General features: G+C 71.3%; 20 protein-coding genes. 13 read left to right on the top strand and 7 right to left on the bottom strand.

What is annotated here, in order from left to right:
* Positions 1 to 56: 56 nt before the first annotated feature.
* From IF67_RS0101420 to IF67_RS0101410, 3 genes are all read right to left on the bottom strand, one after another.
* Complete coding sequence (locus IF67_RS0101420) at positions 57 to 2,294, bottom strand: protein kinase domain-containing protein (protein WP_030981340.1); 2,238 nt, start codon at positions 2,292 to 2,294, stop codon at positions 57 to 59.
* Between the two features lie 6 nt (positions 2,295 to 2,300).
* Positions 2,301 to 3,272 (bottom strand): serine/threonine protein kinase, encoded by a 972-nt coding sequence (locus IF67_RS0101415; RefSeq protein ID WP_030981339.1) that lies wholly within the window; start codon positions 3,270 to 3,272, stop codon positions 2,301 to 2,303.
* A gap of 130 nt (positions 3,273 to 3,402) precedes the next feature.
* On the bottom strand, positions 3,403 to 3,915 hold the full coding sequence (locus IF67_RS0101410; protein ID WP_234340946.1) for a hypothetical protein: 513 nt from the start codon (positions 3,913 to 3,915) through the stop codon (positions 3,403 to 3,405).
* A gap of 462 nt (positions 3,916 to 4,377) precedes the next feature.
* Here IF67_RS0101410 and IF67_RS0101405 point away from each other — a divergent pair, with 462 nt between their 5' ends.
* Positions 4,378 to 6,147 (top strand): acetyl/propionyl/methylcrotonyl-CoA carboxylase subunit alpha, encoded by a 1,770-nt coding sequence (locus tag IF67_RS0101405; RefSeq protein WP_030981337.1) that lies wholly within the window; start codon positions 4,378 to 4,380, stop codon positions 6,145 to 6,147.
* Between the two features lie 74 nt (positions 6,148 to 6,221).
* Here the strand turns inward: IF67_RS0101405 and IF67_RS0101400 are convergent, their stop codons facing one another.
* Positions 6,222 to 7,406 (bottom strand): alpha/beta hydrolase, encoded by a 1,185-nt coding sequence (locus tag IF67_RS0101400; protein ID WP_030981336.1) that lies wholly within the window; start codon positions 7,404 to 7,406, stop codon positions 6,222 to 6,224.
* A 544-nt stretch (positions 7,407 to 7,950) separates the two neighbouring features.
* On the opposite strand from IF67_RS0101400, the gene IF67_RS0101395 reads away from it, so the two are divergent.
* The 6 genes from IF67_RS0101395 to IF67_RS0101370 all read left to right on the top strand — a co-directional run bounded on the left by IF67_RS0101395 (position 7,951) and on the right by IF67_RS0101370 (position 13,740).
* The gene (locus IF67_RS0101395; protein ID WP_030981335.1) at positions 7,951 to 9,222 is read left to right on the top strand and encodes a hypothetical protein; all 1,272 of its coding nucleotides are present in this window, start codon (positions 7,951 to 7,953) and stop codon (positions 9,220 to 9,222) included.
* A 111-nt stretch (positions 9,223 to 9,333) separates the two neighbouring features.
* Positions 9,334 to 10,605 (top strand): DUF4145 domain-containing protein, encoded by a 1,272-nt coding sequence (locus IF67_RS0101390; RefSeq protein WP_107050145.1) that lies wholly within the window; start codon positions 9,334 to 9,336, stop codon positions 10,603 to 10,605.
* Positions 10,599 to 11,492, top strand: coding sequence for a carbohydrate kinase family protein (locus tag IF67_RS0101385; protein ID WP_051817470.1), 894 nt, complete (start codon positions 10,599 to 10,601; stop codon positions 11,490 to 11,492). The genes IF67_RS0101390 and IF67_RS0101385 overlap by 7 nt, the downstream gene beginning before the upstream one ends.
* On the top strand, positions 11,489 to 12,112 hold the full coding sequence (locus IF67_RS0101380; protein WP_030981332.1) for a 2'-5' RNA ligase family protein: 624 nt from the start codon (positions 11,489 to 11,491) through the stop codon (positions 12,110 to 12,112). The genes IF67_RS0101385 and IF67_RS0101380 overlap by 4 nt, the downstream gene beginning before the upstream one ends.
* A complete protein-coding gene (locus tag IF67_RS0101375) occupies positions 12,109 to 12,873 on the top strand; it encodes an inositol monophosphatase family protein (protein ID WP_051817468.1) in 765 nt (254 codons plus the stop codon). The genes IF67_RS0101380 and IF67_RS0101375 overlap by 4 nt, the downstream gene beginning before the upstream one ends.
* Positions 12,874 to 13,098: 225 nt before the next feature.
* On the top strand, positions 13,099 to 13,740 hold the full coding sequence (locus IF67_RS0101370) for a TetR/AcrR family transcriptional regulator (RefSeq protein ID WP_420708585.1): 642 nt from the start codon (positions 13,099 to 13,101) through the stop codon (positions 13,738 to 13,740).
* 108 nt (positions 13,741 to 13,848) lie between these two features.
* Here IF67_RS0101370 and IF67_RS0101365 read toward each other — a convergent pair whose 3' ends face one another.
* Both IF67_RS0101365 and IF67_RS0101360 read right to left on the bottom strand, forming a co-directional pair.
* Positions 13,849 to 14,832, bottom strand: coding sequence for a DeoR/GlpR family DNA-binding transcription regulator (locus IF67_RS0101365; protein WP_078889215.1), 984 nt, complete (start codon positions 14,830 to 14,832; stop codon positions 13,849 to 13,851).
* A 302-nt stretch (positions 14,833 to 15,134) separates the two neighbouring features.
* On the bottom strand, positions 15,135 to 16,580 hold the full coding sequence (locus IF67_RS0101360; RefSeq protein WP_030981328.1) for an NAD(P)H-quinone dehydrogenase: 1,446 nt from the start codon (positions 16,578 to 16,580) through the stop codon (positions 15,135 to 15,137).
* Positions 16,581 to 16,720: 140 nt separating this feature from the next.
* Here IF67_RS0101360 and IF67_RS0101355 point away from each other — a divergent pair, with 140 nt between their 5' ends.
* From IF67_RS0101355 to IF67_RS0101345, 3 genes are all read left to right on the top strand, one after another.
* Positions 16,721 to 17,158: a gamma-glutamylcyclotransferase gene (locus tag IF67_RS0101355; protein WP_030087091.1), complete on the top strand. Its 438-nt coding sequence runs from the start codon at positions 16,721 to 16,723 to the stop codon at positions 17,156 to 17,158.
* A 169-nt stretch (positions 17,159 to 17,327) separates the two neighbouring features.
* Entirely contained in the window at positions 17,328 to 18,149 is an 822-nt protein-coding gene (locus tag IF67_RS0101350) for a purine-nucleoside phosphorylase (protein WP_030981327.1), read from the top strand.
* Between the two features lie 416 nt (positions 18,150 to 18,565).
* On the top strand, positions 18,566 to 20,260 hold the full coding sequence (locus tag IF67_RS0101345) for a phospho-sugar mutase (RefSeq protein ID WP_030981326.1): 1,695 nt from the start codon (positions 18,566 to 18,568) through the stop codon (positions 20,258 to 20,260).
* Between the two features lie 301 nt (positions 20,261 to 20,561).
* Here the strand turns inward: IF67_RS0101345 and IF67_RS0101340 are convergent, their stop codons facing one another.
* A complete protein-coding gene (locus tag IF67_RS0101340; protein ID WP_030981325.1) occupies positions 20,562 to 21,185 on the bottom strand; it encodes a PH domain-containing protein in 624 nt (207 codons plus the stop codon).
* 231 nt (positions 21,186 to 21,416) lie between these two features.
* Between IF67_RS0101340 and deoC the strand changes: the two genes are divergently transcribed.
* From deoC to IF67_RS0101325, 3 genes are read left to right on the top strand one after another with little or no spacing between them, the layout of a single operon-like run.
* Positions 21,417 to 22,421: a deoxyribose-phosphate aldolase gene (gene deoC, locus IF67_RS0101335; protein ID WP_030981324.1), complete on the top strand. Its 1,005-nt coding sequence runs from the start codon at positions 21,417 to 21,419 to the stop codon at positions 22,419 to 22,421.
* A gap of 7 nt (positions 22,422 to 22,428) precedes the next feature.
* On the top strand, positions 22,429 to 23,880 hold the full coding sequence (locus IF67_RS0101330) for an aldehyde dehydrogenase family protein (protein ID WP_030981323.1): 1,452 nt from the start codon (positions 22,429 to 22,431) through the stop codon (positions 23,878 to 23,880).
* The gene (locus IF67_RS0101325; protein WP_030981322.1) at positions 23,880 to 24,746 is read left to right on the top strand and encodes an aldehyde dehydrogenase family protein; all 867 of its coding nucleotides are present in this window, start codon (positions 23,880 to 23,882) and stop codon (positions 24,744 to 24,746) included. The genes IF67_RS0101330 and IF67_RS0101325 overlap by 1 nt, the downstream gene beginning before the upstream one ends.
* Positions 24,747 to 24,862: the final 116 nt, after the last annotated feature.

Raw genomic sequence — 24,862 nt, 5'->3', positions numbered from 1 at the left:
AGTGCGGGCAGGTTCAGGCGTCTTGTGGCACGTGGTGGCGGCACGTTTCGGCACGTTCAGCGGAGGGGGAAGCCGGCGAGGAAGTCGGGGCCGGACGCGATGACCGTCCGGCTCTTCTCATGGGCGGTGAACCGGGTCCCGCTGGTCTTGTAGAGCTGCTCGGTGGTGTGCGAGGTGAGGCCGACGGCCCGGAGGACCTGGTCGGTCTGGCTGTACGTGTAGGCGTACGCGGAGCCGACCACCGGATGGACGACGTGGTCCGTCCGTGGGCCCTCCTCGCTCTTCTCCGCCCACCGCGGCTTCCCGCTCCCGGTGCCGAACGCGACCAGGCCGAGGTCCTTCTCCACCGCGTACAGCACCCCGTCCTTGAGGGCCGGCGGTCCGTACGTCTTCCCGGGGCGGGTGGCAGCCGTGTCCCAGGCCTGCCCGCCGTCGCTCAGCCGCAGCGCCCGCAACGGGCCGTAGCCCAGGTAGAGATGCTTGTCATCGGCCGTGAGCGGATCCCGTACGAGCCGCCGGTCGGCGCCCTTCCACGGCTTGTCCCAGGCGACTTTGCCGGTGCGGATGTCGCGGGCGACGACCCGGACCTTGCCGTCGTTCATCTGCTGGAGGGCCACCAGCAGGCCGCCGACGACCTTGGCGGACAGGAAGTGGTTCTCGTCGCTCTCGGCGGAACGGAACGGCAGCGGGTCCGTCCACTTCCGGCTCCCCGTGGCGAGGTTCACGGCCATCACGGACCAGGGGAGCTGCCGTTCGTACCGCTTGACCTTCCCGTGCGAGATCGCCAGGTAGGCCGTGTCGTCGGCGACGGCCAGCAATCGGTTGATGAGGCCGTTGTGCTGGGCGTCCGAGACCGGGGCGAGGCGCTTGCCTGCCTTGCCCGTGGCGAGGTCCACGCGGGCGAGGAAGAACGAGACGGTCCTCAGCGAGCCATTCGCGTCACGGTGCTCGTCCCTCGCTATGCGGTAGACGTGGGTACCGTCCGAGGCGACCTGCCACGAGTCGTCCGCATACAGCGAGAACGTCCACCGGGACTCACCGGACCTGGCGTCCACACCGCGCGCCCCGGCATTGGCCACCAGGACGACCTGGTCACCGGCGAGCAGGGGCACTTCGGGGTTCTGGTCGTCATCCGGGCCGCCGAACTGCTTCTGCCACACCGAGTCCAGCTTTTTCTTCTTCACCGCGCTGACGCTCGGCCCCGGCTTCGGCTTGGTGTACCCCGGTCCGGTGCCGGGCCCCGGCTCGCTCCCGCCCAGCCAGGCCCACACCCCCGCCCCCGCCCCCGCGACGCCGAGCACCGAGCCCGCACCCGCCATCAGCAGCCCCCGGCGGGACAGGCCACGGGCGGCGGGGACATCGGCGGACGGCACGGTCGCCGGCTGGTCGGGCGGTGCGGGCAGCCGCTGCGGTACGACCTGCCAGACCTCGCTCGCCCGCCGTCCGATCTCGGCGAGCACCGCGTCCGGCAGCTGGTCGACGAAGTCACCGCTGCCGTCGTGGAGTTGAGCGGCCAGCCCGGCGGTGGCCGGGCGCTCGGCGGGGTCCTTGGCCAGGCAACGGGACAGGACAGGGACCAGGGCCGCAGGCACCCCGGTGAGGTCCGGCTCGGCGTAGCGCACCCGGTAGAGGAGGTCCGCCGGCTGCCCCTCGCCGAACGGGCCGCGGCCGGTGGCGGCGAAGACCAGCACCCCGGCGAGCGCGAAGACGTCTCCGGCCGGGGTGTGTTCCTGCCCGGTGGCCTGCTCCGGCGACATGAATGCGGGGGTGCCGACCGCGGCGCCCGTGTGGGTCAGCCGGTCGTCGCCGAGGGCGCGGGCGATACCGAAGTCGATGACCTTCGGGCCGTGCGCCGTGACCATGATGTTCGACGGCTTGAGGTCACGGTGCACGACATCCGAGTGATGGAGCTGGCCGAGCGCCCCGCACAGCGCCGCCCCCAGGGCGCGTACCGACGCCTCGGGCAACGGGCCGGCCAGCTCCACCGCGTCGTCGAGGGGCGGGCCGAGCACGTACTCGGTGGCCATCCAGGGGGTCTCGGCGAGCGGGTCGGCATCGACGACCTGCGCGCCGTACCGGCCGCCGATGACCCGGGCGGCATCCGCCTCCAGCCGGAACCGGGTACGGAATTCGGTGGTGGTGGCGATCCGGGCGTGCATCGTCTTGAGCGCCAGGGTCCGGCCGCCCGGGGAGCGGGCCAGGTAGACGGTGCCCATACCGCCGCTGCCCAGCCGGGCGAGGAGGCGGTAGGTGCCCAGGCCGGGCGGGTCGTCATGGGCGAGGGGGAAGGGCATGGGGTGTCAGTCCTGTGGGGCGGGCGGAACCGGGAGGGTGGCGGCGAGCAGCTCGGCCGACTGGCGGGCGAGGGCCGCGATGATCCGGCCGGGCAGCCAGCCGGGAGAGAGCAGGGCGGCGGCGCGGCCGGCCGGGTTTCCGGCGGCGTCGAGCACCGTGGCGGGGCGCGGCGGTCCGGCGGCCCCGGCTCCCGGCGCGGGCGGCCCGGCAACCGGACCGAGCGCATCGAGCAGTTCGGCGGGGCGCGGGCGGGCCGCCGGGTCCCGGGACAGACAGGCCGTGACGACGGCCCGCAGGGCGGCGGGGAGCTCCTCCCGCTCCGGCACGGTGTATCCGGTAGCGGCATAGGCGAGCGTCGCACCGAGTGCGTAGACGTCGCCCGTCGGATGCGGCCGCCCGCCGTTCGCCTGCTCCGGCGGCAGGCTGCCCGACTCCAGGCCCGGCAGCCCGGAGCGCGGTGTGCCGTCCTCGGCGGCGGCCCGTGCCGCCCCGAAGCACGTCAGCCGGGGCCCGTCGGCCGCCAGCAGCACGGCCGCGGGCGATACACCGGCATGGGCCAGGCCCTGCCCGTGCCCGATGACCAGGGTCTCGACGAGGGCCGCGCCGAGGGCCCGTACGGTGCGCTCGGGCAGCGGGCCACCGTGCACGGTGAGCGCGGCGGGCAGCGGGAGCACGGGCACGTACGGGCGGGCGTGCCAGGGCGCGTCACCGGGTGCGGCGACCTCGGTGGCCGGCGAGGACCAGGGCCCGAGCAGATAGCGCGAGGTCTCCGCCTCGGCCAGGAACCGCCCGGGGTCGGCGCCCGGCAACGGCACACCGATCAGGACCGTACGGTCGCCGTCCGCGCTGCGACCGATGAACCGCCGTTCCGGTACGGGTATGCCGGACGCTGCGTCATCCAGCTCCCGCAACACCGAGTAGGGGCCTGTCGCGCCCCTGCGCGCCCGGCCCTCCGCATCCGCAACCGATGCAGGCATCCGCACCATCCCCCGTCCGACGACACCGCGCGAGAGCCTACCCGGGCGTGTCGCACGGCCCCGGGCGGCATCGATCCGGCCCGGGGAGCGGGCAGTTCGGACCGGCCCGCCGCACCGGATGCGGGGCGGGTCAGGCCGACGTGGGAGCCGCGGGCGGTGCGCCGTTCGGGGGGTTTTCCGCGCTTCCCCGCCCGTCGCCCGTAAAGCCCTCCCCGTACGCCACCAGGGTCAGCACCAGCAGCGCCAGCACGACCGTCATCGCGAGGAAGGCGACCCAGCCGACCAGGCCGACGGCGAAGGCGCCGAGGACGCCGTGCACCACCGCGCAGCTGATGAGGGCGATACGGGTGAAGCCGCCGGGGGCGCGGTCGCGCAGCGCGGTGCGGATCAGGACACCGGCACAGAACAGCAGATAGAGCCCGAAGAGGATGCCGCCGATCCACGAGCCGGTGGACATCACGCGGGGCTGAAGCCCGGCCAGGGACATCTGCTGCCTGTCCACGACGATGCTCAGAATCCAGTTGAGCAGCACGATCCCGAACGCTTCCAGGACCAGTACCACCGCCGCGGCCAAGGCCACCGGCCGTCGTGCCACGACCACCCCGTCCACCCACTTCCGCCGTTTGCCGAGCCGTGCGCCCATGCGGACGCCTGATGCCGCTGGTGCCCCTGTTACCGCGGGGTACAGGACATCGCGCACGCTACATGGGGGTCCCCCCTGCTCGGGAAGACCTTGGCGGAAGGTAAAAGCTGGGCAAGGGTTGTGCGCGGGCGGGTGCGGACGACTGCGCGCGAGAGGCCGGCGGCACGCCCACGGACGGAGTCGCCCGCAAAGTTTCCTTCGCCCATTCGTAGGGACTCCACAAAGAATTGACGATCCGCTGGACGTCCAAAGTTGGAGACCTAAGCCACACCGGGACTCGAGCAGGAGCCCAGGAATCCGGGCCTACCCTGGGATACCAGGGGACTTAGGTTCCTCACTGGCGCCCCGAGCACACTCCGTGTGGGCAAGCTCACCCCAGGGAACGGGTCGGCACGCGGTGTCGCCAGTCCCTAAAATCGCCGCATCCATTTGTTACGGCGAAGCGCCAAGGAAGGACCCATCGTGCGCAAGGTGCTCATCGCCAACCGTGGCGAAATCGCTGTACGCGTTGCCCGTGCATGCCGGGACGCGGGGATCGGAAGCGTAGCCGTCTACGCCGACCCCGACCGGGACGCACTGCACGTACGCGCGGCAGACGAGGCATACGCCTTGGGCGGTGACACTCCTGCCACCAGTTACCTGGACATCGCCAAGGTCCTGGCCGCCGCCGCCGATTCGGGCGCGGACGCCATCCACCCGGGATACGGCTTCCTGTCGGAGAACGCCGAGTTCGCGCAGGCCGTCCTGGACGCGGGGCTGACGTGGATCGGGCCGCCCCCGCAGGCCATCCGCGACCTCGGTGACAAGGTCGCCGCGCGGCACATCGCCCAGCGGGCCGGTGCGCCGCTGGTCGCCGGCACGCCCGACCCGGTCTCCGGCTCGGACGAGGTCGTGGCCTTCGCCAAGGAGCACGGTCTGCCGATCGCGATCAAGGCGGCCTTCGGTGGCGGCGGCCGCGGTCTGAAGGTGGCCCGCACCCTCGAAGAGGTCCCGGAGCTGTATGACTCCGCGGTGCGTGAGGCGGTGGCCGCGTTCGGCCGCGGCGAGTGCTTCGTCGAGCGCTACCTGGACCGCCCGCGGCACGTCGAGACCCAGTGTCTGGCCGACAAGCACGGCAACGTGGTCGTCGTCTCGACCCGTGACTGCTCGCTCCAGCGCCGCCACCAGAAGCTGGTGGAGGAGGCCCCGGCCCCGTTCCTGACCAAGGAGCAGAACGCCGAGCTGTACCGCGCCTCCAAGGCCATCCTCAAGGAGGCCGCCTACGAGGGCGCCGGCACCTGCGAATTCCTCGTCGGCCAGGACGGCACCATCTCGTTCCTGGAGGTCAACACCCGCCTCCAGGTCGAGCACCCGGTCACCGAAGAGGTCACCGGCCTCGACCTGGTCCGGGAGATGTTCCGGATCGCCGACGGCGAGGAGCTCGGCTACGACGACCCGGCGGTCCGCGGCCACTCCTTCGAGTTCCGCATCAACGGCGAGGACCCGGGCCGCAACTTCCTCCCGGCCCCCGGCACGGTCACCACCTTCGTCGGCCCGTCCGGTCCGGGCGTGCGCCTGGACGCGGGCGTCGAGTCCGGCTCGGTCATCGGCCCCGCCTGGGACTCCCTCCTCGCCAAGCTGATCGTCACCGGCGCCAGCCGCGAGCAGGCCCTTCAGCGCGCCGCCCGTGCGCTGGCGGAGTTCACCGTCGAGGGCATGGCCACCGCCATCCCCTTCCACCGCACGGTCGTCCAGGACCCGGCGTTCGCCCCCGAACTCACCGGCTCCGCCGACCCGTTCACGGTCCACACCCGCTGGATCGAGACCGAGTTCGTCAACGAGATCGCCCCGTTCGCCGCCCCCGGCGCGGACGAGGCCGAGGCCGACACCCGCGAGACGGTCGTCGTCGAGGTCGGCGGCAAGCGCCTGGAGGTCTCGCTGCCGTCCTCGCTGGGCATGCCCCTGGCCCGGGCCGCGGTCGCCGGCGGCGCCAAGCCCAAGCGCAAGGCCGCCAAGAAGTCCGGCGGCGCCGCCTCCGGCGACGCACTCGCCTCCCCGATGCAGGGCACCATCGTCAAGGTGGCCGTCGAGGAGGGCCAGCAGGTCACCGAGGGCGAGCTGGTCGTCGTCCTGGAGGCCATGAAGATGGAGCAGCCGCTCAACGCGCACCGCTCCGGCACCATCAAGGGCCTGACCGCCGAGGTCGGCGCCGCGCTCACGTCCGGCGCCGTGATCTGCGAGATCAAGGACTGACCCGACGGCATCCCGTAGGCGCGCGAGGGGCCCCCGGCACCGGCCGGGGGCCCCTCGCGTCCGTTCCCGCCCGGCTACGAGTTGCCCACCACGTCCTCCGGAAAGCTCAGCGACCGGCTCATCCACTCCAGCGCGGCGGGCAGTTCGCGCCGCCAGGTGGCGAAGTTGTGGCTGCCGTGGGGGAGAACGATCGATTCCGCCTTCATCGGCGGCTTGACGGCGGCGAGGAAGGCGCGGGCCGCCGGGTAGTTCTTCTCGCCGGTACGGCTCGTGCCCACCAGGACGTTCACCTGCGGAGCGGGCAGATGCCGCAGCCGCCACATCAAGTCGTGCTCCTGGCGGCGACGGACCCGGTCCCGGCCCTCGCCGAAGAGATTGCCGGTCGTGGGATCGTTGCTGACCTTGTAGTCCGGCGAGAGGGCGGCCGCCGAGGTGTACGTACGGTCGTGCCGCATGGCGAGCTGGAGGGCGCAGCTGCCGCCCGAGGAGTAGCCCAGGACGCCCCAGCCGCCGGGGTCGTGCCCGACGCGGTAGCGGGACCTGAGCGCGTCCGGCACATCGCGGGCGAAGAACGTCTCGGCCTGCGGGCCGCCCGGTACGTCGACGCACTGGGTGTCGCGCGGCGGCGCGATGGTGGGCCGCAGCATCACGATCACGGTCGGCTGCATCCTGCCTTCCCGGATCAGCCGGCCGGCGGTCTGCGGCAGCCGCAGGTGCTGGCCCAGCAGGAAGGTGCCGCCCGGGTAGCCGCTGAACGCGACGACGACGGGGAACCGCTGGCGGGCGTACTGGGGCTGGAAGTACTGCGGCGGCAGATAGACGTACGCCGGGTCCACCGCCCGGGTCCGCTTGCCGACGATCCGTACGGACTCGACCTTGCCCGCCAGTGACGGCTCCCCCTTCGGCAGCCCGTGCACCTTGTCCAGCCCGTCCGCCGCCGAGGGCTGCACCAGGCCCTTCGACGGGTCGCCGACGGGCCCGGCCGTGCCCCCGTCGCCCCACTTGCCGACGGCGGCCGGCGCGTCGTCGTACAGCCCGAGCAGCTCGTGCCAGGAGGCGTAGAACTGGAAGTTGGCGTTCACCACAAGGCCGAGCGCCGCCACGATGGTCAGCTGGGTCGCCGCGATCGAGCCGAGCCGCCCCAGCAGCGCCCGCGGCCCGCGCCCCGCGAAGCGCGGCCACAGCCAGAGCGTGAGCCCCACGCAGACCACGGCGACCGCGGCCACGGCGTAGAACAGCGATCGGCTGGTCAGTCCCATGACTCTTCCCCAGATGTTCCGCGCCGCGCCCCGCTCCCCCGGCGGTCCTCACAGCGTCTTCCCAGGCTCCGAAAAACTCCGGAAGACCTCATTGCGCCTGGTTTGATGGCTCCTCACGACGCCACGTTGCGGCCTTGCCGAGGTATTCGACCGCGCGACCACTGGGGGATGCCGGGGCTTCACCGGGCCGCCCCTCCACGTCCACCAAGTGCGCCGGACGCACCTGCGCAGCGAGTCGCCGGCCGGGAGCGGCTGCCCGGAGACGGTTCAAGGCGCCGGCTCGGGCAGGGCGCCGCATGGCCGACGCACTCAGGGGCATAGATGAGCGTGCATGTCGCCGGCCACCGGGCTGACGCGGCAAGCAGCACGGTCCCCGGGCCCCTGAGACAGCAGCCGACCACATGGTCACGGAAGCGGGGACGGGACCGGCGGGAACGGTCCGGTGGCAGGACGCGTCCCCGCGTGGGGACAAGAGACCGTAGGCAGGACCCCACGCAGATCGTGCCGGCGCCGAGAAGCGCAGGCAGGAGGAGGCACCGAACCCGTGACCGTGGAACTCAGCTCCCTGACGGGTGTCCGCCAGGCAATCACCGTCGTGCTCCCGGTCCAGCTCCCCGACCTGCCGTCATGGGCCGAGGGACCATTACCGTTCGAGCTCGGCAGCCGCCGCACCGACACGCTTACCCGGCAGACGTACTTCACACCGGCAGCGGCTCGCGTCCTCTACGGCACACCGGAGCGACCCTGCCGATGGCACCGTCTCGCGGACATCTCACACGGTGCGCTGCACCTGCACGGCATGGAACTGATGCGCACGGTGACCGCCCGGCAGCGCCGGCACGCGCTGGCGGTCCTGCACTTCACCGTGCAAGGGCCGGCGCTCCTCGAAACCCTGCGGGCCATCGGACACCGCCACACCGCGGATGCCGATCCTCTCGACGGCCCCCTGGCTCCGGCCGTCCTTCTCGCCGGCGCGGCGGAACCCAGAACCGTGGAGTCGCCTTTCGCCATCGCGCGCCCGTACACCATCGCGTTCCTCACCCCCGGAGCAGAGCACACGGACGCCCTGCGGGACGACGGCCGGCTCCCCGGAACCGCCGACCGCTGGCTGTGGCACCTGGCGTCCCGGTCCACGGACGCCGACTTCCCGGCAGCGCCGGAGAACCTGCCGTCCCAGACGGAGCACACGGTACGGATATCCGCCGACTGGAGCGCGCTCGTCCTCCGCCACGGGGCGGCGTTCCTCGGGCACCGACCCGACCGGGGCGACGGTGACTTCTACGACTTCGCTGCCTTGCACCACCGCACCATCTACCTCGACGCGCTGCTGCTCGGTACCGTCCAGCGCGACCACATCGACGAACTCACCGATTCGCTCTCCGGCGTCTTCGAGGGCCCCAAGCTCGGTTCCCGTGTCGCCGTTCTCGAACGGCACATCGCGGGCTTCCGCAGCACGTACTGGCGACAGCACCTGACCGCCCACGGCCCGGCAAATGAACTGCTCCTCGCCTACCAGGCGCAGTACCGCCTGCCGACCCGCTTCGCGGAAATCCTCTCCGAGGCGGCCGACTACGCCCGGCTCGTCCAGACGCAGGACAGCCAGCAGATCGCCGGCGCCCTCGGTGTCCTCACTATCCTCGGCCTCCCCCTGGGCACAGCCCTGAGCGTCCTCCAGGTACTCGACGACCACGCCCCCGGTCACCTCCTTGCCGCCCTGGGCGCTGCCGCCCTTGCCACGGCCATCGCCTTCACCAGCCGCTATGGCCGTCTCGTCCTATCGGCCCTGCGCGATCGCATCAGGAGCCTGGACGACTGACGTATGGCGCACTCAGGCCCTGCGGGCATCCAAGTGTCTTCAAAAAAGGGCAAGTTGAGAAGGATCCCTTGGTAAGGTGCAACAAAAACTGCCGAAGAGGACACGGACGACGTGACGGTCAACGAGGGCGAGTCGCTCCGGCTGTACAAGAAGGCTTTACGGTATGCCGAGTCGGACCCAGAGGTCTTTCTCGGCGCGGCGAGGAGAGCGGCGGAGTCGATCCTTTTGGATATCGCCCTACAGGAAGCAGTTGGCTCCAAGCCGACACTCGAATCGTTGTTGACGGTGCTGGCCGCCAAGGACCTGGTGCCCCCAAAGGTCGTTCTGGCCGTACGGACCATCCAGAATTACGGCAACTACGGGAGCCACGCACAGAAGGGTTCCGGCGAGGAGATTTCCGCCGAGGACGTGCAGCCGTGCCTCAACGCGCTGACGCAACTGGCGGTCTGGTACGGCCGCACGAGCAAGGCGTTGGCCGAGGACGAGGCACGACAGGGACTGGCTGCCGTTCAGCACACCACCACGAGCACGACACGCCTCGCCGATTCCTCATTGATCGTGGTCAAGGCGCTACTCCTCGGCTGCGGCTTCGAGCAACTGCTGGCACAGCACCGTCACCGGCTGGTGCACGTCCAACTCCCCTGGTCGGACCAGCTGGTCAAAGATGTGTCGCAGCGGCTGCTGGACGTGGCGATCTACAACGAGCAACGCGTACTGCGACTCTTGGAGTCCGAGGACGACGTCAGGGACCAGGTGGTGCCCATCGGACGAGTCGGGTATTCGATGGGCGGTCGGAATTTCTATCTGCTTGCCGCACGCGCGGGCCGCTGGGGGAATACGGCCGGAGCGGAATTTCTGGCCGACCCGGCCGGGGCGCAGATCGCCGTGCCAAAGCACAGCGATATGTTCGACAACGTCCTGGCGGCTTTCTCGACCGATGAGGCGGGCTTACGGGACATGGGCGTCACGATTCTCGACGTTCCGCACCATCTCGGCCTGGAGCTCTTTCACCTGAACAGGGACGTGCTGGCCGTCGGCGGACAGAATCTTCGGATGCACGCACGCGAGAGCGATGACTACTTCGAACTTCTCGATTCCGAGATGCTTTCCCCGTGCGCGCGGAAAAGGTTGCGTTCGGCAGCCGCCAACGTCCTGATCGCCAATCGGTCCTGGCTCACCGAGATGAGAACCGATGCCGGCGAGCTCCACCGCGAACTGATGCGCTGCTTCCACGCCATGGGATCGGAAGCGGCCCGCTTCGAGGAAGTCGTCCAAGACCTGGTCGCCCACGCCTGCTTCCCCCAGGAATGCGGCCCCGAAGGCAGGGAACGGCTGGTACGTCACGTCCTGTTCGAGAGTTACCGGCTGGGCGAGCCGTGCTAGAGAGCAACTCGCGGCCCGCCCGCGGCCGGACGTCGGCGGCACAACGGGTCCTCGTCGTGGGCAGTACCAATTTCGACATCATCGTCCAGACGGAGCGCTTTCCGGAGGAACACGAGAAGCTCCGGGGCGGGGCATGCTGGGCGTCACCAGGAGGCTCCGCGGCCAACACCGCCCTGGGGCTTGCCCGGCACGGCTGCGCGGTGACACTGGTCTCCGCGGTGGGTGACGACGCCCTGGGACGGGTGTGCCTCGACGACCTGCGGGCCGGCGGGGTGGACACTTCGTTGACGCGTATCGCCCCGGCCACCCGGACCGGCATGGCCATCGTCTTCTCCTCGGGCGCGGGCAAAAGGATGATGACCTTCGCGGGTGCGGACCGTGACGCGGCGATCGGCGCGGTCACTGCGGACGAGATACTCGCTCTGGACCATGTGCATGTCGTCGGTGACATCACTCCGCCGCTCACCCGGTTAGTGGCCCTGGCACGGCGGCTCGGCCGTTCGGTGTCGGTCGAATGGAACGGCCGGGACATGAGCCCGCTCGCCGGGCCCTCGACGCTGAACCTCATGAACGCGGACGAGATGAGGAACCTCCCCGGCGCAGCGGCGCACGACCCTGCGGTCACTGCACAGCGGTACGCCGAGTCGCTGTCGGCCGAAGTGATCGTGACCCTGGGCCCGGACGGTGCGCTATGGGCCTCCCCCGGCCGCCCTCCACTGCTGGTCCCCACCACTCCCGTCGAGCCGGTGGACCGCACCGGCGGTGGTGATGCCTTCAATGCCGGTGTCATCGCGGCGAGGCTGAGCGGCGCCCCGCCGACCGAGTGTCTGAGCCGGGGCCTCAACGCTGCCGTACACGTGATCACGAAGAGAGGAGCCCATCCGTGACCAGTTGGCTTGGCGTAGCGCTGCTTCCCAGCGCGGACCACCTGCTTTCCGCAATCCAACTGCAAGAGAAGGTCGGAGGTGAGCACCGGCTGCACCCAGCCCTGGCAGCGGACGGCAATCTCCCTCACGTCACCGTCTTCCAGGGCCCGTTCTCCGATTCCCTCCACCCGGAGACCGTGCTGGAGAAGATCGGCAGGTCCACGGCCCTGAAGGAGATCCGGCTGGCCACCGTGGGCATCGTGTACCAGCCCACAGGGTGGGTCTTCCTCTCCCTGGCGAAACCACCGCTGATGGTCGGCCTACAGCAGGCAGCCCTCGACGTGTTGGACTCCCACCTCGACCGCAGAGCATTCGACACGGCCAAGGACACCACACGCTTCTCGGAGAGCGAGCGTGCCAGCTTCGCCCAATATGGATACCGGTACACGGGCGACGCCTACGCACCACACATCACACTCGGACGAGCCGAGGAACGGATCGCCCAGGATATGGTGCACACCGCATCCGAGCGCACCTCCATTCCGACAGACTGGGTGTTCGACCGGCTCAGCGTCTATGTGATGGGGGAGCACGGTGCCCATGCGCAGACGCTGGCTGAGCGGGCGCTGGACCGGACGTGAGTGAGCCCGACTGCCTGCTCGACGTGGCCGAGCAGGCAGTCGATGCGGGTATCGCACGGCTGGCCAGCGCTGGAGAAGGCTGGTCCGCCAGACGGTTCAAGGCGTCGGGAGAAGAGGTCACCGCGGCGGATCTCGAGGTCGAGGAAGTGGTCTCGGCCGTGCTGCGACGGCATTCTCCCGGCATCCCCGTAGTCGGCGAGGAGACTGCCGTCGGGACAACCCTCCCGCCCCGGTGCTGGCTGCTGGACCCCATCGACGGAACGATGAACTTCACTCGGGGCTCCCCTTTCCACGCCGTATCGCTGGCGTACGTCGAAGACCGCCTCCCCCGACTGGGCGTTGTCGACGCTCCAGCCCTCGGCCGCCGCTGGCACACGGGACAGCAAGGCTGCCCGCCACCCTCCTCGCCGGTGACCCGCACCGTGGACGAAGCGGTCATCGGCCTCACCGGTACGGGTTCTGGCGACCCCCGGCGCATCGGCCTGCTACAGAGCACGGCGTACCGGATCAGAATGCATGGGGCCATGAGCCTGGACCTCGTGGGCGTGGCCGAGGGCTGGCTGGACGCCTGCGTCTGCCTGCGCCCCAGGCCGTGGGACGTCGCTGCCGGCACCGCACTCGTCCGGGAGCGGGGCGGGGCGGTTCTGGGTGCGGGCGGACGGGAGTTCGCCTTCGACTGCCCCGTCCTCGTCGCGGGTCACACGGCGCTGGCCCGTGCGGTCCTCAGCCTGTGGGAATCGCGGCCCGCCGAGGGCGGGTGAAGCGAGCAGCCCGCGAAGTTCGCCGGGCCCGGCCGCACCCGGCCGTCGCGCGCAGCGGCCGGGCCTGACGTGGCGGCGATCGGGCCCACGGGGCCTCGGCACCACGGCACGGACCTCATAGCCGCACGGAGGGAGCAGAGACCGGCTCCATTGACTGCCCCCTCGGCGCGCAATGGCATCCTGGAACCACCGGGCCGCAACCGGCCGGGTCGAGGGAGGACGGCGATGGCGACCGAGACGGCAGGGCAGCGGCAGACGGCGCAGGGTCCGGTGGCGGATGCACCGGTGCGGTCGCATGACGTGCGGCCCATGCGTGCCGATGCGCGCCGCAACTACGAACGGCTGCTCACGGAGGCCCGTACGGCCTTCACCGAGCACGGCACGGACACCTCGCTGGAGGACATCGCGCGCCGCGCCGGCGTCGGCATCGGGACTCTCTACCGGCACTTCCCCAACCGGACCGCCCTGATGGGCGCGGTCTTCCAGGGCGAGGTGGACGCCCTGCTGGCGCATGCCAAAAAGCTCGCCGACGCGCCGCAGCCGTGCGCCGCGCTGGTGGAGTGGCTGCGCGCGATCATCACCCACGCCAGCACCTACCGCGGGCTGTCGCGCGCGCTGATGACGGCGTCGGCGGACGACAGCTCGGGGATGGCGCGGTGCAGCGTGCCGATGCGGGAGGCCGGTGGCGCGCTGCTGACCCGCGCCCAGCAGGCCGGAGCCGTACGCCCCGATGTGAGCATCAGCGACCTGATGCAGCTGACCAACGGCATTGCGCTGGCCGCCGAGGAATCGCCGGACGACCCCCGGCTCGCCGACCGGCTGCTGACGCTCACCCTGAGCGGGCTGAAGGGCGAGCGGCACCACTGAGCGATGCCCGGCGGATCTTCCTGACGCCGTGGAGCGCCGCCGGAGACCGTGGTCCGGGCACCGTCGCCGGGGCGGCGCGCCCGTTCGGCGCGCCTCCGGCTCCTGCGCTCAGCGCCGTCGTGGGGCCAGATCGGCGACCCGGCCGCCCGAGGCCTCGGACAGTGGCGTGGCCGAGCGGAGCTGTGGTGCGCCGCCCCCGCCGCCCGGCGCGTGGTTGCGCCGCTGGCCCGGCAGGGGGACGTCCCGGCGGGGGCCCCTGCGGTCTGCCGGAGCGTCCATCCCCGGCTGCCCCGGGCCGCGGCCCGCGCCCGGACCGCCGGCCACGGCGATCTGCACCCCCTGGTCGGCCAGCGCCTGGAGTTCCGTGGCGGCGCGGTCGTCATGGCCCGGCGGCTCGTCCGTGACGAGACGTGTGATCACATCCGTCGGCACGGTCTGGAACATCGTGTCGGCCCCGAGCTTGGTGTGGTCGGCGAGCACCACCACCTCCCCCGCCGCCTGCACCAGCGCCCGGTCGACGCTGGCGGAGAGCATGTTGGAGGTGGACAGACCGCGCTCTGCGGTCAGTCCGCTGCCCGACAGGAAGGCGCGGGAGACCCGCAGGCCCTGGAGGGACTGTTCGGCACCACTGCCGACGAGCGCATAGTTGGAGCCGCGCAGGGTGCCGCCGGTCATCACGACCTCGACGCGGTTGGCATGGGCCAACGCCTGGGCGACCAGCAGGGAGTTGGTGACGACGGTCAGGCCGGGGACGCGGGCGAGCCGGCGGGCCAGCTCCTGGGTGGTCGTTCCCGCACCGACGACAATGGCCTCGCCCTCTTCGACGAAGCCGGCCGCGAGATCGGCAATGGCCGTTTTCTCCGCGGTCGCTAGATGGGATTTCTGTGGGAATCCGGATTCGCGAGTAAAGCCTCCCGGCAGGACCGCACCGCCGTGGCGGCGGTCGAGCAGTCCTTCTGCCTCCAGCGCGCGCACGTCCCGCCGTACGGTTACTTCGGAGGTCTGGACGACGCGGGCGAGCTCCCGGAGCGATACGGCTCCATTGGCGCGCACCATTTCAAGGATCAATTGGCGACGTTCTGCAGCGAACACGAAACTGACAGTAACGCCAACGACCGTCTGTTTTCAGCAGGTTGCACCAATTAACGGAAGTTGTACGCACCGCGGAGCGTGACGTGGTATGCGGTGTGCATATGTCGTGCGGATGTCGAACTGCTGGGCGGCGCGACCCGCTTGCCCCCTGGTCAGCCGCCCTGCGCGGCCCGTACGGCGGCGGCCCGGCCGGGCGGACCGGCCCCCTGCGGATGCAGGGACGTTTCATCCCAAGTGCTCACCGCTGGCACAAAGATTTCAATCGGCCGACCGCTGCCGTGCGTTTATCGCCTCATTGCCGACTACTCGCCGGCCGTCTTGCGGATGTGCAGCTGACGGGCGACCTCGGCGATCGAGCCGGACAGCGACGGGTAGACCGTGAAGGTACTGGCCATCTGCTCGACGGTCAGATTGTTGTCGACCGCGATCGAGATCGGGTGGATCAGCTCACTGGCGCGCGGGGAGACGACCACACCGCCGACGACGATGCCCGTACCGGGGCGGCAGAGCAGCTTCACGAAGCCGTCGCGGATGCCCTGCATCTTGGCGCGCGGGTTGCGCAGCAGCGGGAGCTTCACGACCAGTGCGTCGATCTTGCCGCTGTCGACGTCGGCCTGGGAGTAGCCGACGGTGGCGATCTCCGGGTCGGTGAAGACGTTCGCGGAGACCGTCTTGAGGTTCAGCGGCGTGACCGCGTCGCCGAGGAAGTGGTACATCGCGATCCGGCCCTGCATCGCGGCGACGGACGCCAGCGCGAAGACGCCGGTGCAGTCGCCGGCCGCGTACACGCCCTGGGCGGAGGTGCGGGAGACCTTGTCGGTCCAGATGTGGCCGGAGTCCTTGAGCTTGACGCCGGCCGCTTCCAGGCCGATCCCCTCGGTGTTGGGGATGGAGCCGACGGCCATCAGACAGTGCGTACCGGAGATCGTGCGGCCGTCGGCCAGGGTGACCTCGACGCGGTCGCCGACCCGTTTGGCGGACTGGGCCCGGGAGCGCGCCATGACGTTCATGCCGCGGCGGCGGAAGACGTCCTCCAGGACGGCGGCGGCGTCCGGGTCCTCGCCCGGCAGCACACGGTCACGGGAGGAGACGAGCGTGACGCGGGAGCCGAGCGCCTGGTAGGCACCGGCGAACTCGGCACCGGTGACACCGGAACCGACCACGATCAGCTCTTCGGGCAGCTCGTCGAGGTCGTAGACCTGCGTCCAGTTCAGGATCCGCTCGCCGTCGGGGAGCGCGTCCGGGATCTCGCGGGGGTGCGCGCCGGTGGCGATCAGCACCGCGTCCGCGATCAGGCCCTCGGTGGTGCCGTCGGCGGCGGTGACCGTCACCTTGCGGGAGCCGTCCGGCGCCTGGCCCGGCTCCAGCCGGCCGCGGCCGCGCATGACCCGGCCGCCGGCGCGGGTCACGGACGCGGTGATGTCATGCGACTGGGCGAGCGCGAGACGCTTGACCCGTCGGTTGACCTTGCCCAGGTCGACGCCGACGACCCGGGCGGGCCGGTCGATGTGCGGCGTGTCGTCCTCGACGATGATGCCGAGCTCTTCGTACGACGAATCGAAGGTGGTCATCACCTCGGCCGTGGCGATAAGAGTCTTCGACGGCACGCAGTCGGTGAGCACCGACGCCCCGCCCAGACCGTCGCAGTCGACGACGGTCACCTCCGCGCCGAGAGAGGCGGCCACCAGGGCCGCTTCGTATCCGCCGGGTCCGCCACCGATGATCACGATCCGAGTCACGTACTCCATTCTCCCGCACGCCCGTACGTCCCTCTCGCCCGGGGGCGGTCTGCGCCCCTTGCGGGGCAACCGGGTGCGCCCTGCCAGGCCTCTTGTCCGGACCTCGGGTCCCACGAGCCCGACGGGCAACCTCCCGTACCCTCGGAACCATGTCGCTCTACGCCGCGTACGCCGGCAACCTCGACGCGCGGCTGATGTCCCGCCGCGCACCGCACTCGCCGCTGCGCGGCACCGGCTGGCTGGACGGCTGGCGGCTCACCTTCGGCGGCGAGCAGATGGGCTGGGAAGGCGCCCTGGCGACGGTCGTGGAGGACCCGGCCTCCCAGCTCTTCGTCGCGCTCTACGACATCGCGCCCATGGACGAGGAGTCCATGGACCGCTGGGAGGGCGTCGGCCTGGAGATATACCGCCGGATGCGGGTGCGGGTGCACACCCTCGACGGCGACGAGACGGCGTGGATCTATGTCCTCAACGGCTACGAGGGCGGCCTGCCGTCGGCCCGCTACCTGGGCGAGATCGCGGACGCCGCGGAATCGGCGGGCGCACCGCACGACTATGTGATGGAGCTGCGCAAGCGGCCCTGCTGACGGGCGGCGGGCGGGCGGCCGCGGCGGGCACACCGCCGTAGGGGTGCGCCGTACGGGTGCCGCGACGCGCCCGGGGCGGCACTTTCGGCAGAAGCCACAAGACAACGATCCCAGGACCGTGAGCAGTGACATCTACGCGCGTAGGGGAATACCGGCTACCCTCGTCCGCGTGAACGCATCTGTTACCCCGGACATCGCGCGCGACCCGCAGGGTGCCGCCGCCGACGCCGCCGCCCGTCTGCGCGAGCTGACCGGCGCCGAGACCCATGACGTCGCCCTGGTGATGGGCTCCGGCTGGGCGCCGGCCGCCGAGGCCCTGGGCGCGCCCGAGCACGAATTCCCCGTCACCGAGCTGCCCGGCTTCCCGGCGCCGGCCGTCGCCGGACACGGCGGCACGATCCGCTCATACCGGGTCGGCGAGAAGCGGGCCCTGGTCTTCCTGGGCCGTACGCACTACTACGAGGGCCGTGGTGTCGCCGCGGTCGCGCACGGCGTCCGTACCGCCGCGGCGGCCGGCTGCAAGACCATCGTGCTCACCAACGGGTGCGGCGGTCTGCGCGAGGGCATGCGCCCCGGCCAGCCGGTCCTCATCAGCGACCACCTCAACCTGACCGCCACCTCCCCGATCGTCGGCGCGAACTTCGTCGACCTGACGGACCTGTACTCGCCGCGGCTGCGCGCGCTGTGCAAGGAGGTCGACCCGAGCCTGGAGGAGGGCGTCTACGCCCAGTTCCCCGGCCCGCACTACGAGACCCCGGCCGAGATCAAGATGATCCGGACGCTGGGCGCCGACCTGGTCGGTATGTCCACGGTCCTGGAGGCCATCGCGGCGCGCGAGGCCGGCGCCGCGGTGCTCGGTCTGTCCCTGGTGACGAACCTCGCCGCCGGCATGACGGGCGAGCCGCTCAACCACGAAGAGGTGCTCCAGGCCGGCCGCGACTCCGCGACCCGGATGGGCAGCCTGCTCGCCCAGGTGCTCGGCAAGCTCTGAGGCCGTCACGGCGTCAGGCGCCATGACGTCACGGAGTCAGGCGTCGCGACGTCATGGAGTCAGGCGTCGTCACGACCTCACAGCGTCATGAGGTCATGGAGTCATGACGTCATGGAGTCAGGCGCCACGGCGTCACGGCGCCGAGCACCGCACGACGACGGAGGACGGCCACGGCGGGTGTGCGACACCCGCCGGGCCGCCCCGCCGCCGTCACCACCGCAGCGGCCCCGCCGCCCGGCCGCCGGCCGCTCCCGCCGCGCGACACCGCCGCCCCCCACGCGCTGCCATCCAGCGGCATTGGCCGGTTCTGCGGCTCCCCTCACCCGCGTAATGGGTAGGCGTGACGAGCCGAGAGGGGCCCTCCCCGCAGCTGTCCTCAGCGCGCCCCCACCCGCATCCACCGTCAGGAGCATCACGTGGCTACCGATCCCGCGGAGCTGATCAACCGGGCCAAGGCATGGCTGGCCGAGGATCCCGACCCGGAGACCCGGGACGAGCTGTCCAAGCTCATCGAAGCCGCCGACGACGGCGAGATCGCCGCGGAGCTGGCCGCCCGGTTCGCCGGCACCCTCCAGTTCGGCACCGCCGGGTTGCGCGGTGAACTGGGCGCGGGCCCGATGCGGATGAACCGCTCCGTGGTCATCCGGGCGGCGGCCGGTCTCGCCGCGTACCTCAAGGCGCAGGGCGACGGTGCCGGCCTGGTCGTCGTCGGCTACGACGCCCGCCACAAGAGCGCCGACTTCGCCCGCGACACGGCGGCCGTGATGGTCGGCGCGGGCCTGCGCGCCGCGGTGCTGCCGCGCCCGCTGCCCACCCCGGTCCTGGCCTTCGCGATAAGGCATCTGGGCGCGGTGGCCGGTGTCGAGGTCACCGCCAGCCACAACCCGCCGCGCGACAACGGTTACAAGGTCTATCTGGGCGACGGCTCGCAGATCGTGCCGCCCGCCGACGGCGAGATCGCCGCCGAGATCGCCGCGGTCGGCCCGCTGGCCGGCGTACCGCGTCCCGAGGCCGGCTGGGAAACCCTCGACGAGACGGTCCTGGACGCCTATCTGGCGCGTACGGACGCGGTGCTGACCCCGGGCTCCCCCCGGGACACGAAGGTCGTCTACACGCCGATGCACGGCGTCGGCCGGGACACCCTCGTCGCCGCCTTCGCACGGGCCGGGTTCCCGGCCCCGGCGGTCGTCGCGGAACAGGCCGAGCCGGACCCGGACTTCCCGACGGTCGCCTTCCCCAACCCGGAGGAGCCGGGCGCGATGGATCTCGCGTTCGCCACCGCCCGCGAACGGGGCGCTTCCGGCGTCGACATCGTCATCGCCAACGACCCCGACGCGGACCGCTGCGCCGTCGCCGTCCCCGACCCCGGCACGCCCGACGGCTGGCGGATGCTGCGCGGCGACGAGGTCGGCGCACTGCTCGCGGCCCATCTGGTCAGCAAGCGCGCCACCGGCACTTTCGCGACGACCATCGTCTCCTCCCAGCTGATGTCCCGTATTGCGGCCGCCTCCTCGCTTCCGTACGAGGAGACGCTGACCGGCTTCAAGTGGCTGGCACGGGTGGACGGCCTGCGGTACGCCTTCGAGGAGGCGCTCGGCTACTGCGTCGACCCGGAGGGCGTCCGCGACAAGGACGGCATCACCGCGGCGCTGCTGATCACCGAGCTGGCCGCGGAGCTCAAGCAGGACGGACGCACCCTCACCGACCTGCTCGACGACCTCGCGGTGGAGTTCGGGCTGCACGCCACCGATCAGCTCTCGGTCCGCGTGGAGGATCTGTCCCTGATCGCCGACGCCATGCGCGCCCTGCGCGCGCAGCCGCCGGCCGCGCTGGCGGGTCTGGCCGTGGCCCGGGCCGACGACCTCAACCGGGGTACGGAGACGCTGCCGCCGACCGACGGGCTGCGCTACTACCTGTCCGGTTCGCCGGAGGCCGGCATCGAGGCCGCCCGTGTGGTGGTCCGGCCCAGCGGCACCGAGCCCAAGCTCAAGTGCTACCTGGAGGTCGTGGTCCCGGTGGCCTCACCCGAGGCGCTCCCCGAGGCCCGGACGAAGGCCGCCACGACACTGGCGTCGATCAAGCAGGATCTGTCGGCGGCGGCGGGGATCTGAACGGCTGACGGCTGACGGGCGGCTGAACGGCGGCCGGACGTATTGCACGCGTCGGCCGGACGTACTGCATGCGTCGGCCCGACGTACTGCTCACGCCGACCCGGCGCACTACACCCGTCCACCCCCGAAGGGGCCCGACGCACTACACCCGCCCACCCCCCGGAGGGGGGTGGGCGGCGGGGAAACAACAACACCGGGGTGGGCGGCGGGGAAACAACAACACCGGGGTGGGCGGCGGGGAAACACCACAGGGGCGCCCCACTTCCCGTACTGCCGGCGCCCCGGCGGCGCGGCGCACCGTCTACAGCGCCACCATCACGGCCAGCCCGACCGCACCCACCACGATCGGCGCGACGATCGCGTACGCCCAGCGCACCACCGGCTCTCCCTGGGCGCTCTCGCGGTCCGCGGCGCGCTCCTTGAGCTCGCGGAGCTCTTCGAGGGCCTGGTCGGCCACGGCGCGCGGTGCCGGGCCGGACTCCACCTGCGGTCCGAAGCGGAGCCCGGAGGTGGCGCCACGGCGCGCCTGCCGGCTGGCCTTCTTGCGCTGCCGCAGCGAAACCGGAATGGCCCACAGCTGGTAGGTGCCGGCCGCGGTGACCGCCTCGGTGGAGAACGCCGCCCGCAGCGTCTCCACGGCGCCCCACGGCAGCGTGATCGTACGGAACGGATTGCGCACCGTCAGCCGGTCCTCGCCCGCCCTGACCAGCGGGCGCAGGGTGTAGGCGATCACCAGGGGGACCCCGAGGAGCAGCGCGAACACCGCCATCAGCTTGGTCTGCGTGACGCCCTGGAGCAGCGCGTCGCCGCCGAGCCAGCCTCCGAGCAGGAGGAGCAGGACGCCGCCCGCGAGGGCCGCGGGCGAGCGGTAGCTGCGCTCCGCGTACTGCTGCTGGGGCGGGGTGGACCGGTCCTGGCTCGTCATATCGCCGATTCTGCCTGACCGTCCGCATGCCGGACATTGCGTTACGGCATCATTCGGGAGCGGGGTCCGTGCCCCTCCGGCCCCGGGTACGTTGGCGTTCGGCGCCCGCCACCGGGCAGTTGGCCCTTCAGTGTCCTCCGGCGCGCTCCCGCACCCTCCGTTCCGGCCGGATTCGGAACGCTGAGGGGGATGACATGGCGCTACGCGCGTAGATATGCTCCCCTCGTGACCATGCCCATCACTGTTCCCGCATACGGCAAGGAAGCCGCGGGGCGTCTGGCGTCAATGGCGGACGTGACCGCCGACGACGGTGCGCTGCGCCGCTTCCTCCACGGCCTCCCCGGCGTCGACGCGGTCGGCCTCGAGGCCCGCGCCGCCACCCTCGGCACCCGCTCGATCAAGACGACGGCGAAGGCGTACGCCATCGATCTCGCCATCTCGATGATCGACCTGACGACCCTCGAAGGCGCGGACACCCCGGGCAAGGTCCGGGCGCTGTGCGCCAAGGGTGTCCACCCGGATCCCACGGACCGCACCGCCCCCAAGGTCGCCGCGATCTGCGTCTACCCGGACATGGTCGCGACCGCCAAGGAGGCGCTCGCCCGGGCCGGCGGCCCGGAGATCAACGTAGCCTCCGTCGCCACCGCGTTCCCGGCGGGCCGGGTCGCGCTGCCGGTCAAGCTCGCCGACACACGTGACGCGGTCGCGGCCGGCGCCGACGAGATCGACATGGTGATCGACCGGGGCGCCTTTCTCTCCGGCCGCTACATGGACGTCTTCGAGGAGATCAAGGCCGTCAAGGAGGCCTGCGCCCGCCCCGATGGCACGGCCGCCCACCTCAAGGTCATCTTCGAGACCGGCGAGCTCCAGACGTACGACAACGTCCGCCGGGTCTCCTGGCTCGCGATGCTCGCGGGCGCCGACTTCATCAAGACCTCGACCGGCAAGGTCGCCGTCAACGCCACGCCGCCGGTCACCCTCCTCATGCTGGAGGCGGTCCGTGACTTCCACGCCACGACCGGCGTCCAGGTCGGTGTGAAGCCGGCCGGCGGCATCCGTACCACCAAGGACGCGATCAAGTACCTGGTGATGGTCAACGAGACCCTCGGCGAGCCCTGGCTGACCGCCGACTGGTTCCGCTTCGGCGCCTCCAGCCTCCTGAACGACCTGCTGATGCAGCGCCAGAAGCTCAGCACCGGCCGCTACTCCGGCCCCGACTACGTCACGGTGGACTGAGGCTCCCATGACCTTCGATTACGCACCCGCACCCGAATCCCGCGCGGTCGTCGACATCGCGCCGTCCTACGGCCTGTTCATCGACGGCGAGTTCGCCCCGGCCTCCGACGGCAAGGTCTTCAAGACCGTCTCCCCGTCGTCCGAGGAGGTCCTCTCGGAGGTCGCCCAGGCGAGCGCCGAGGACGTCGACCGCGCCGTGAAGGCCGCCCGTAAGGCCTTCGAGAAGTGGTCCGCGCTGCCCGGCGCCGAGCGGGCGAAGTACCTCTTCCGGATCGCCCGGATCATCCAGGAGCGCTCGCGCGAGCTGGCCGTGCTGGAGTCGCTCGACAACGGCAAGCCGATCCGCGAGTCCCGCGACGCCGACCTGCCGCTGGTCGCCGCGCACTTCTTCTACTACGCGGGCTGGGCCGACAAGCTCGACCACGCAGGGTACGGCGCGAACCCCCGCCCCCTGGGCGTCGCCGGCCAGGTCATCCCCTGGAACTTCCCCCTCCTCATGCTCGCGTGGAAGATCGCCCCGGCGCTGGCGACCGGCAACACGGTCGTCCTCAAGCCCGCCGAGACGACCCCGCTGTCCGCCCTGTTCTTCGCGGACATCTGCCGCCAGGCGGGCCTGCCCAAGGGCGTCGTCAACATCCTCACCGGCGACGGCTCCACGGGCGCCTCGCTGGTCGGGCACCCCGACATCAACAAGGTGGCCTTCACGGGCTCCACCGAGGTCGGCAAGGCCATCGCCCGTACGGTTGCCGGCACCGACAAGAAGGTGACCCTCGAACTGGGCGGCAAGGCGGCCAACATCGTCTTCGACGACGCGCCGCTCGACCAGGCCGTCGAGGGCATCGTCAACGGGATCTTCTTCAACCAGGGCCATGTCTGCTGCGCGGGCTCGCGCCTGCTGGTCCAGGAGTCGGTCCAGGACGAGCTGCTGGACGCCCTCAAGCGCCGGATGCAGACCCTGCGCGTGGGCGACCCGCTCGACAAGAACACCGACATCGGCGCCATCAACTCCGCCGAACAGCTGGCCCGTATCACCGCGCTGGCCGACGCGGGCGAGGCCGAGGGCGCCGAGCGCTGGGCGCCGTCCTGCGAGCTCCCCACCTCCGGCTACTGGTTCGCCCCGACGCTGTTCACCGGCGTCACCCAGGCGCACCGCATCGCCCGTGAGGAGATCTTCGGCCCGGTGCTGTCCGTGCTGACCTTCCGCACCCCCGCGGAGGCCGTGGAGAAGGCCAACAACACCCCCTACGGCCTCTCCGCCGGCATCTGGACGGAGAAGGGCTCGCGGATGCTGTGGATGGCGAACAAGCTGCGCGCGGGCATCATCTGGTCCAACACGTTCAACAAGTTCGACCCGGCCTCGCCCTTCGGCGGCTACAAGGAGTCGGGCTACGGCCGCGAGGGCGGCCGGCACGGTCTGGAGGCGTACCTCGCCCCGTCGAGCCCGAAGGGCGAGCGCTGATGAACACTGTTGACCGCTTGAGTGTGCTCAAGACCTACAAGCTGTACGTCGGGGGCAAGTTCCCCCGGTCCGAGAGCGGGCGGGTGTACGAGGTGACCGACTCCAAGGGCACACGGCTCGCCAACGCGCCGCTGGCCTCCCGCAAGGACGCCCGCGATGCGGTGGTCGCCGCCCGTAAGGCGTTCGGCGGCTGGTCGGGCGCCACGGCCTACAACCGCGGGCAGATCCTCTACCGCGTCGCCGAGATGCTGGAAGGCCGCCGCGACCAGTTCACCGCGGAGGTCGCCGCCGCCGAGGGGCTGTCGAAGGCGAAGGCCGCGGCGCAGGTGGACGCGGCGATCGACCGCTGGGTCTGGTACGCGGGCTGGTCCGACAAGGTCGCCCAGATCGCCGGCGGCGCCAACCCGGTGGCCGGTCCGTACTTCAATCTCTCCTCCCCCGAGCCGACCGGCGTGGTCGCGCTCCTGGCCCCGCAGGAGTCGTCGTTCCTCGGCCTGGTCTCGGTGATCGCACCGGCGATCGTCACCGGCAACACGGTGGTCGTGGCGGCCGCCGAGGGCGCACCGCTGCCCGCCCTCTCGCTGGCCGAGGTGCTCGCCACGTCCGACCTCCCGGGCGGCGTGGTCAACATCCTCTCGGGCCGTACCGCGGAGCTGGGCGCCCCGCTCGCCGCCCACCAGGACGTCAACGCCCTCGATCTCGCGGGCGCCGACGAGGAGTTGGCGACGGAGCTGGAGAAGGCCGCGGCCGACAACCTCAAGCGGGTGCTCCGCCCGGCGGCGGTGAACTGGACCGCCGACCCCGGCACCGGCCGCCTGCTGGGCTTCCTGGAGACGAAGACGGTGTGGCATCCGATGGGCGTTTAGGCCTGTTCCTGGCCTGCTCTGGGCCTATTGCGTCAGCCTTATGACGTGCCGTCACCAATGCCCGTGCGGGGCCTCGCCTGATGGCGGGGCCCCGCACTGCTGTCCGAACCTTTCAC

The organism is Streptomyces sp. NRRL S-1813 (genome assembly GCF_000719605.1).
Classification (GTDB): domain Bacteria; phylum Actinomycetota; class Actinomycetes; order Streptomycetales; family Streptomycetaceae; genus Streptomyces; species Streptomyces decoyicus.
This window is presented reverse-complemented; position numbering and strand designations above follow the sequence as displayed.

Bases quoted from the DNA above. Each gene is read 5' to 3' on its own strand.
- IF67_RS0101420 (WP_030981340.1), bottom strand. From the start codon at position 2,294: ATGCCCTTCCCCCTCGCCCATGACGACCCGCCCGGCCTGGGCACCTAC.
- IF67_RS0101415 (WP_030981339.1), bottom strand. From the start codon at position 3,272: ATGCCTGCATCGGTTGCGGATGCGGAGGGCCGGGCGCGCAGGGGCGCG.
- IF67_RS0101410 (WP_234340946.1), bottom strand. From the start codon at position 3,915: ATGGGCGCACGGCTCGGCAAACGGCGGAAGTGGGTGGACGGGGTGGTC.
- IF67_RS0101400 (WP_030981336.1), bottom strand. From the start codon at position 7,406: ATGGGACTGACCAGCCGATCGCTGTTCTACGCCGTGGCCGCGGTCGCC.
- IF67_RS0101370 (WP_420708585.1), top strand. From the start codon at position 13,099: ATGGCGACCGAGACGGCAGGGCAGCGGCAGACGGCGCAGGGTCCGGTG.
- IF67_RS0101360 (WP_030981328.1), bottom strand. From the start codon at position 16,580: ATGGAGTACGTGACTCGGATCGTGATCATCGGTGGCGGACCCGGCGGA.
- IF67_RS0101355 (WP_030087091.1), top strand. From the start codon at position 16,721: ATGTCGCTCTACGCCGCGTACGCCGGCAACCTCGACGCGCGGCTGATG.
- IF67_RS0101340 (WP_030981325.1), bottom strand. From the start codon at position 21,185: ATGACGAGCCAGGACCGGTCCACCCCGCCCCAGCAGCAGTACGCGGAG.
- deoC (WP_030981324.1), top strand. From the start codon at position 21,417: ATGCCCATCACTGTTCCCGCATACGGCAAGGAAGCCGCGGGGCGTCTG.
- IF67_RS0101330 (WP_030981323.1), top strand. From the start codon at position 22,429: ATGACCTTCGATTACGCACCCGCACCCGAATCCCGCGCGGTCGTCGAC.
- IF67_RS0101325 (WP_030981322.1), top strand. From the start codon at position 23,880: ATGAACACTGTTGACCGCTTGAGTGTGCTCAAGACCTACAAGCTGTAC.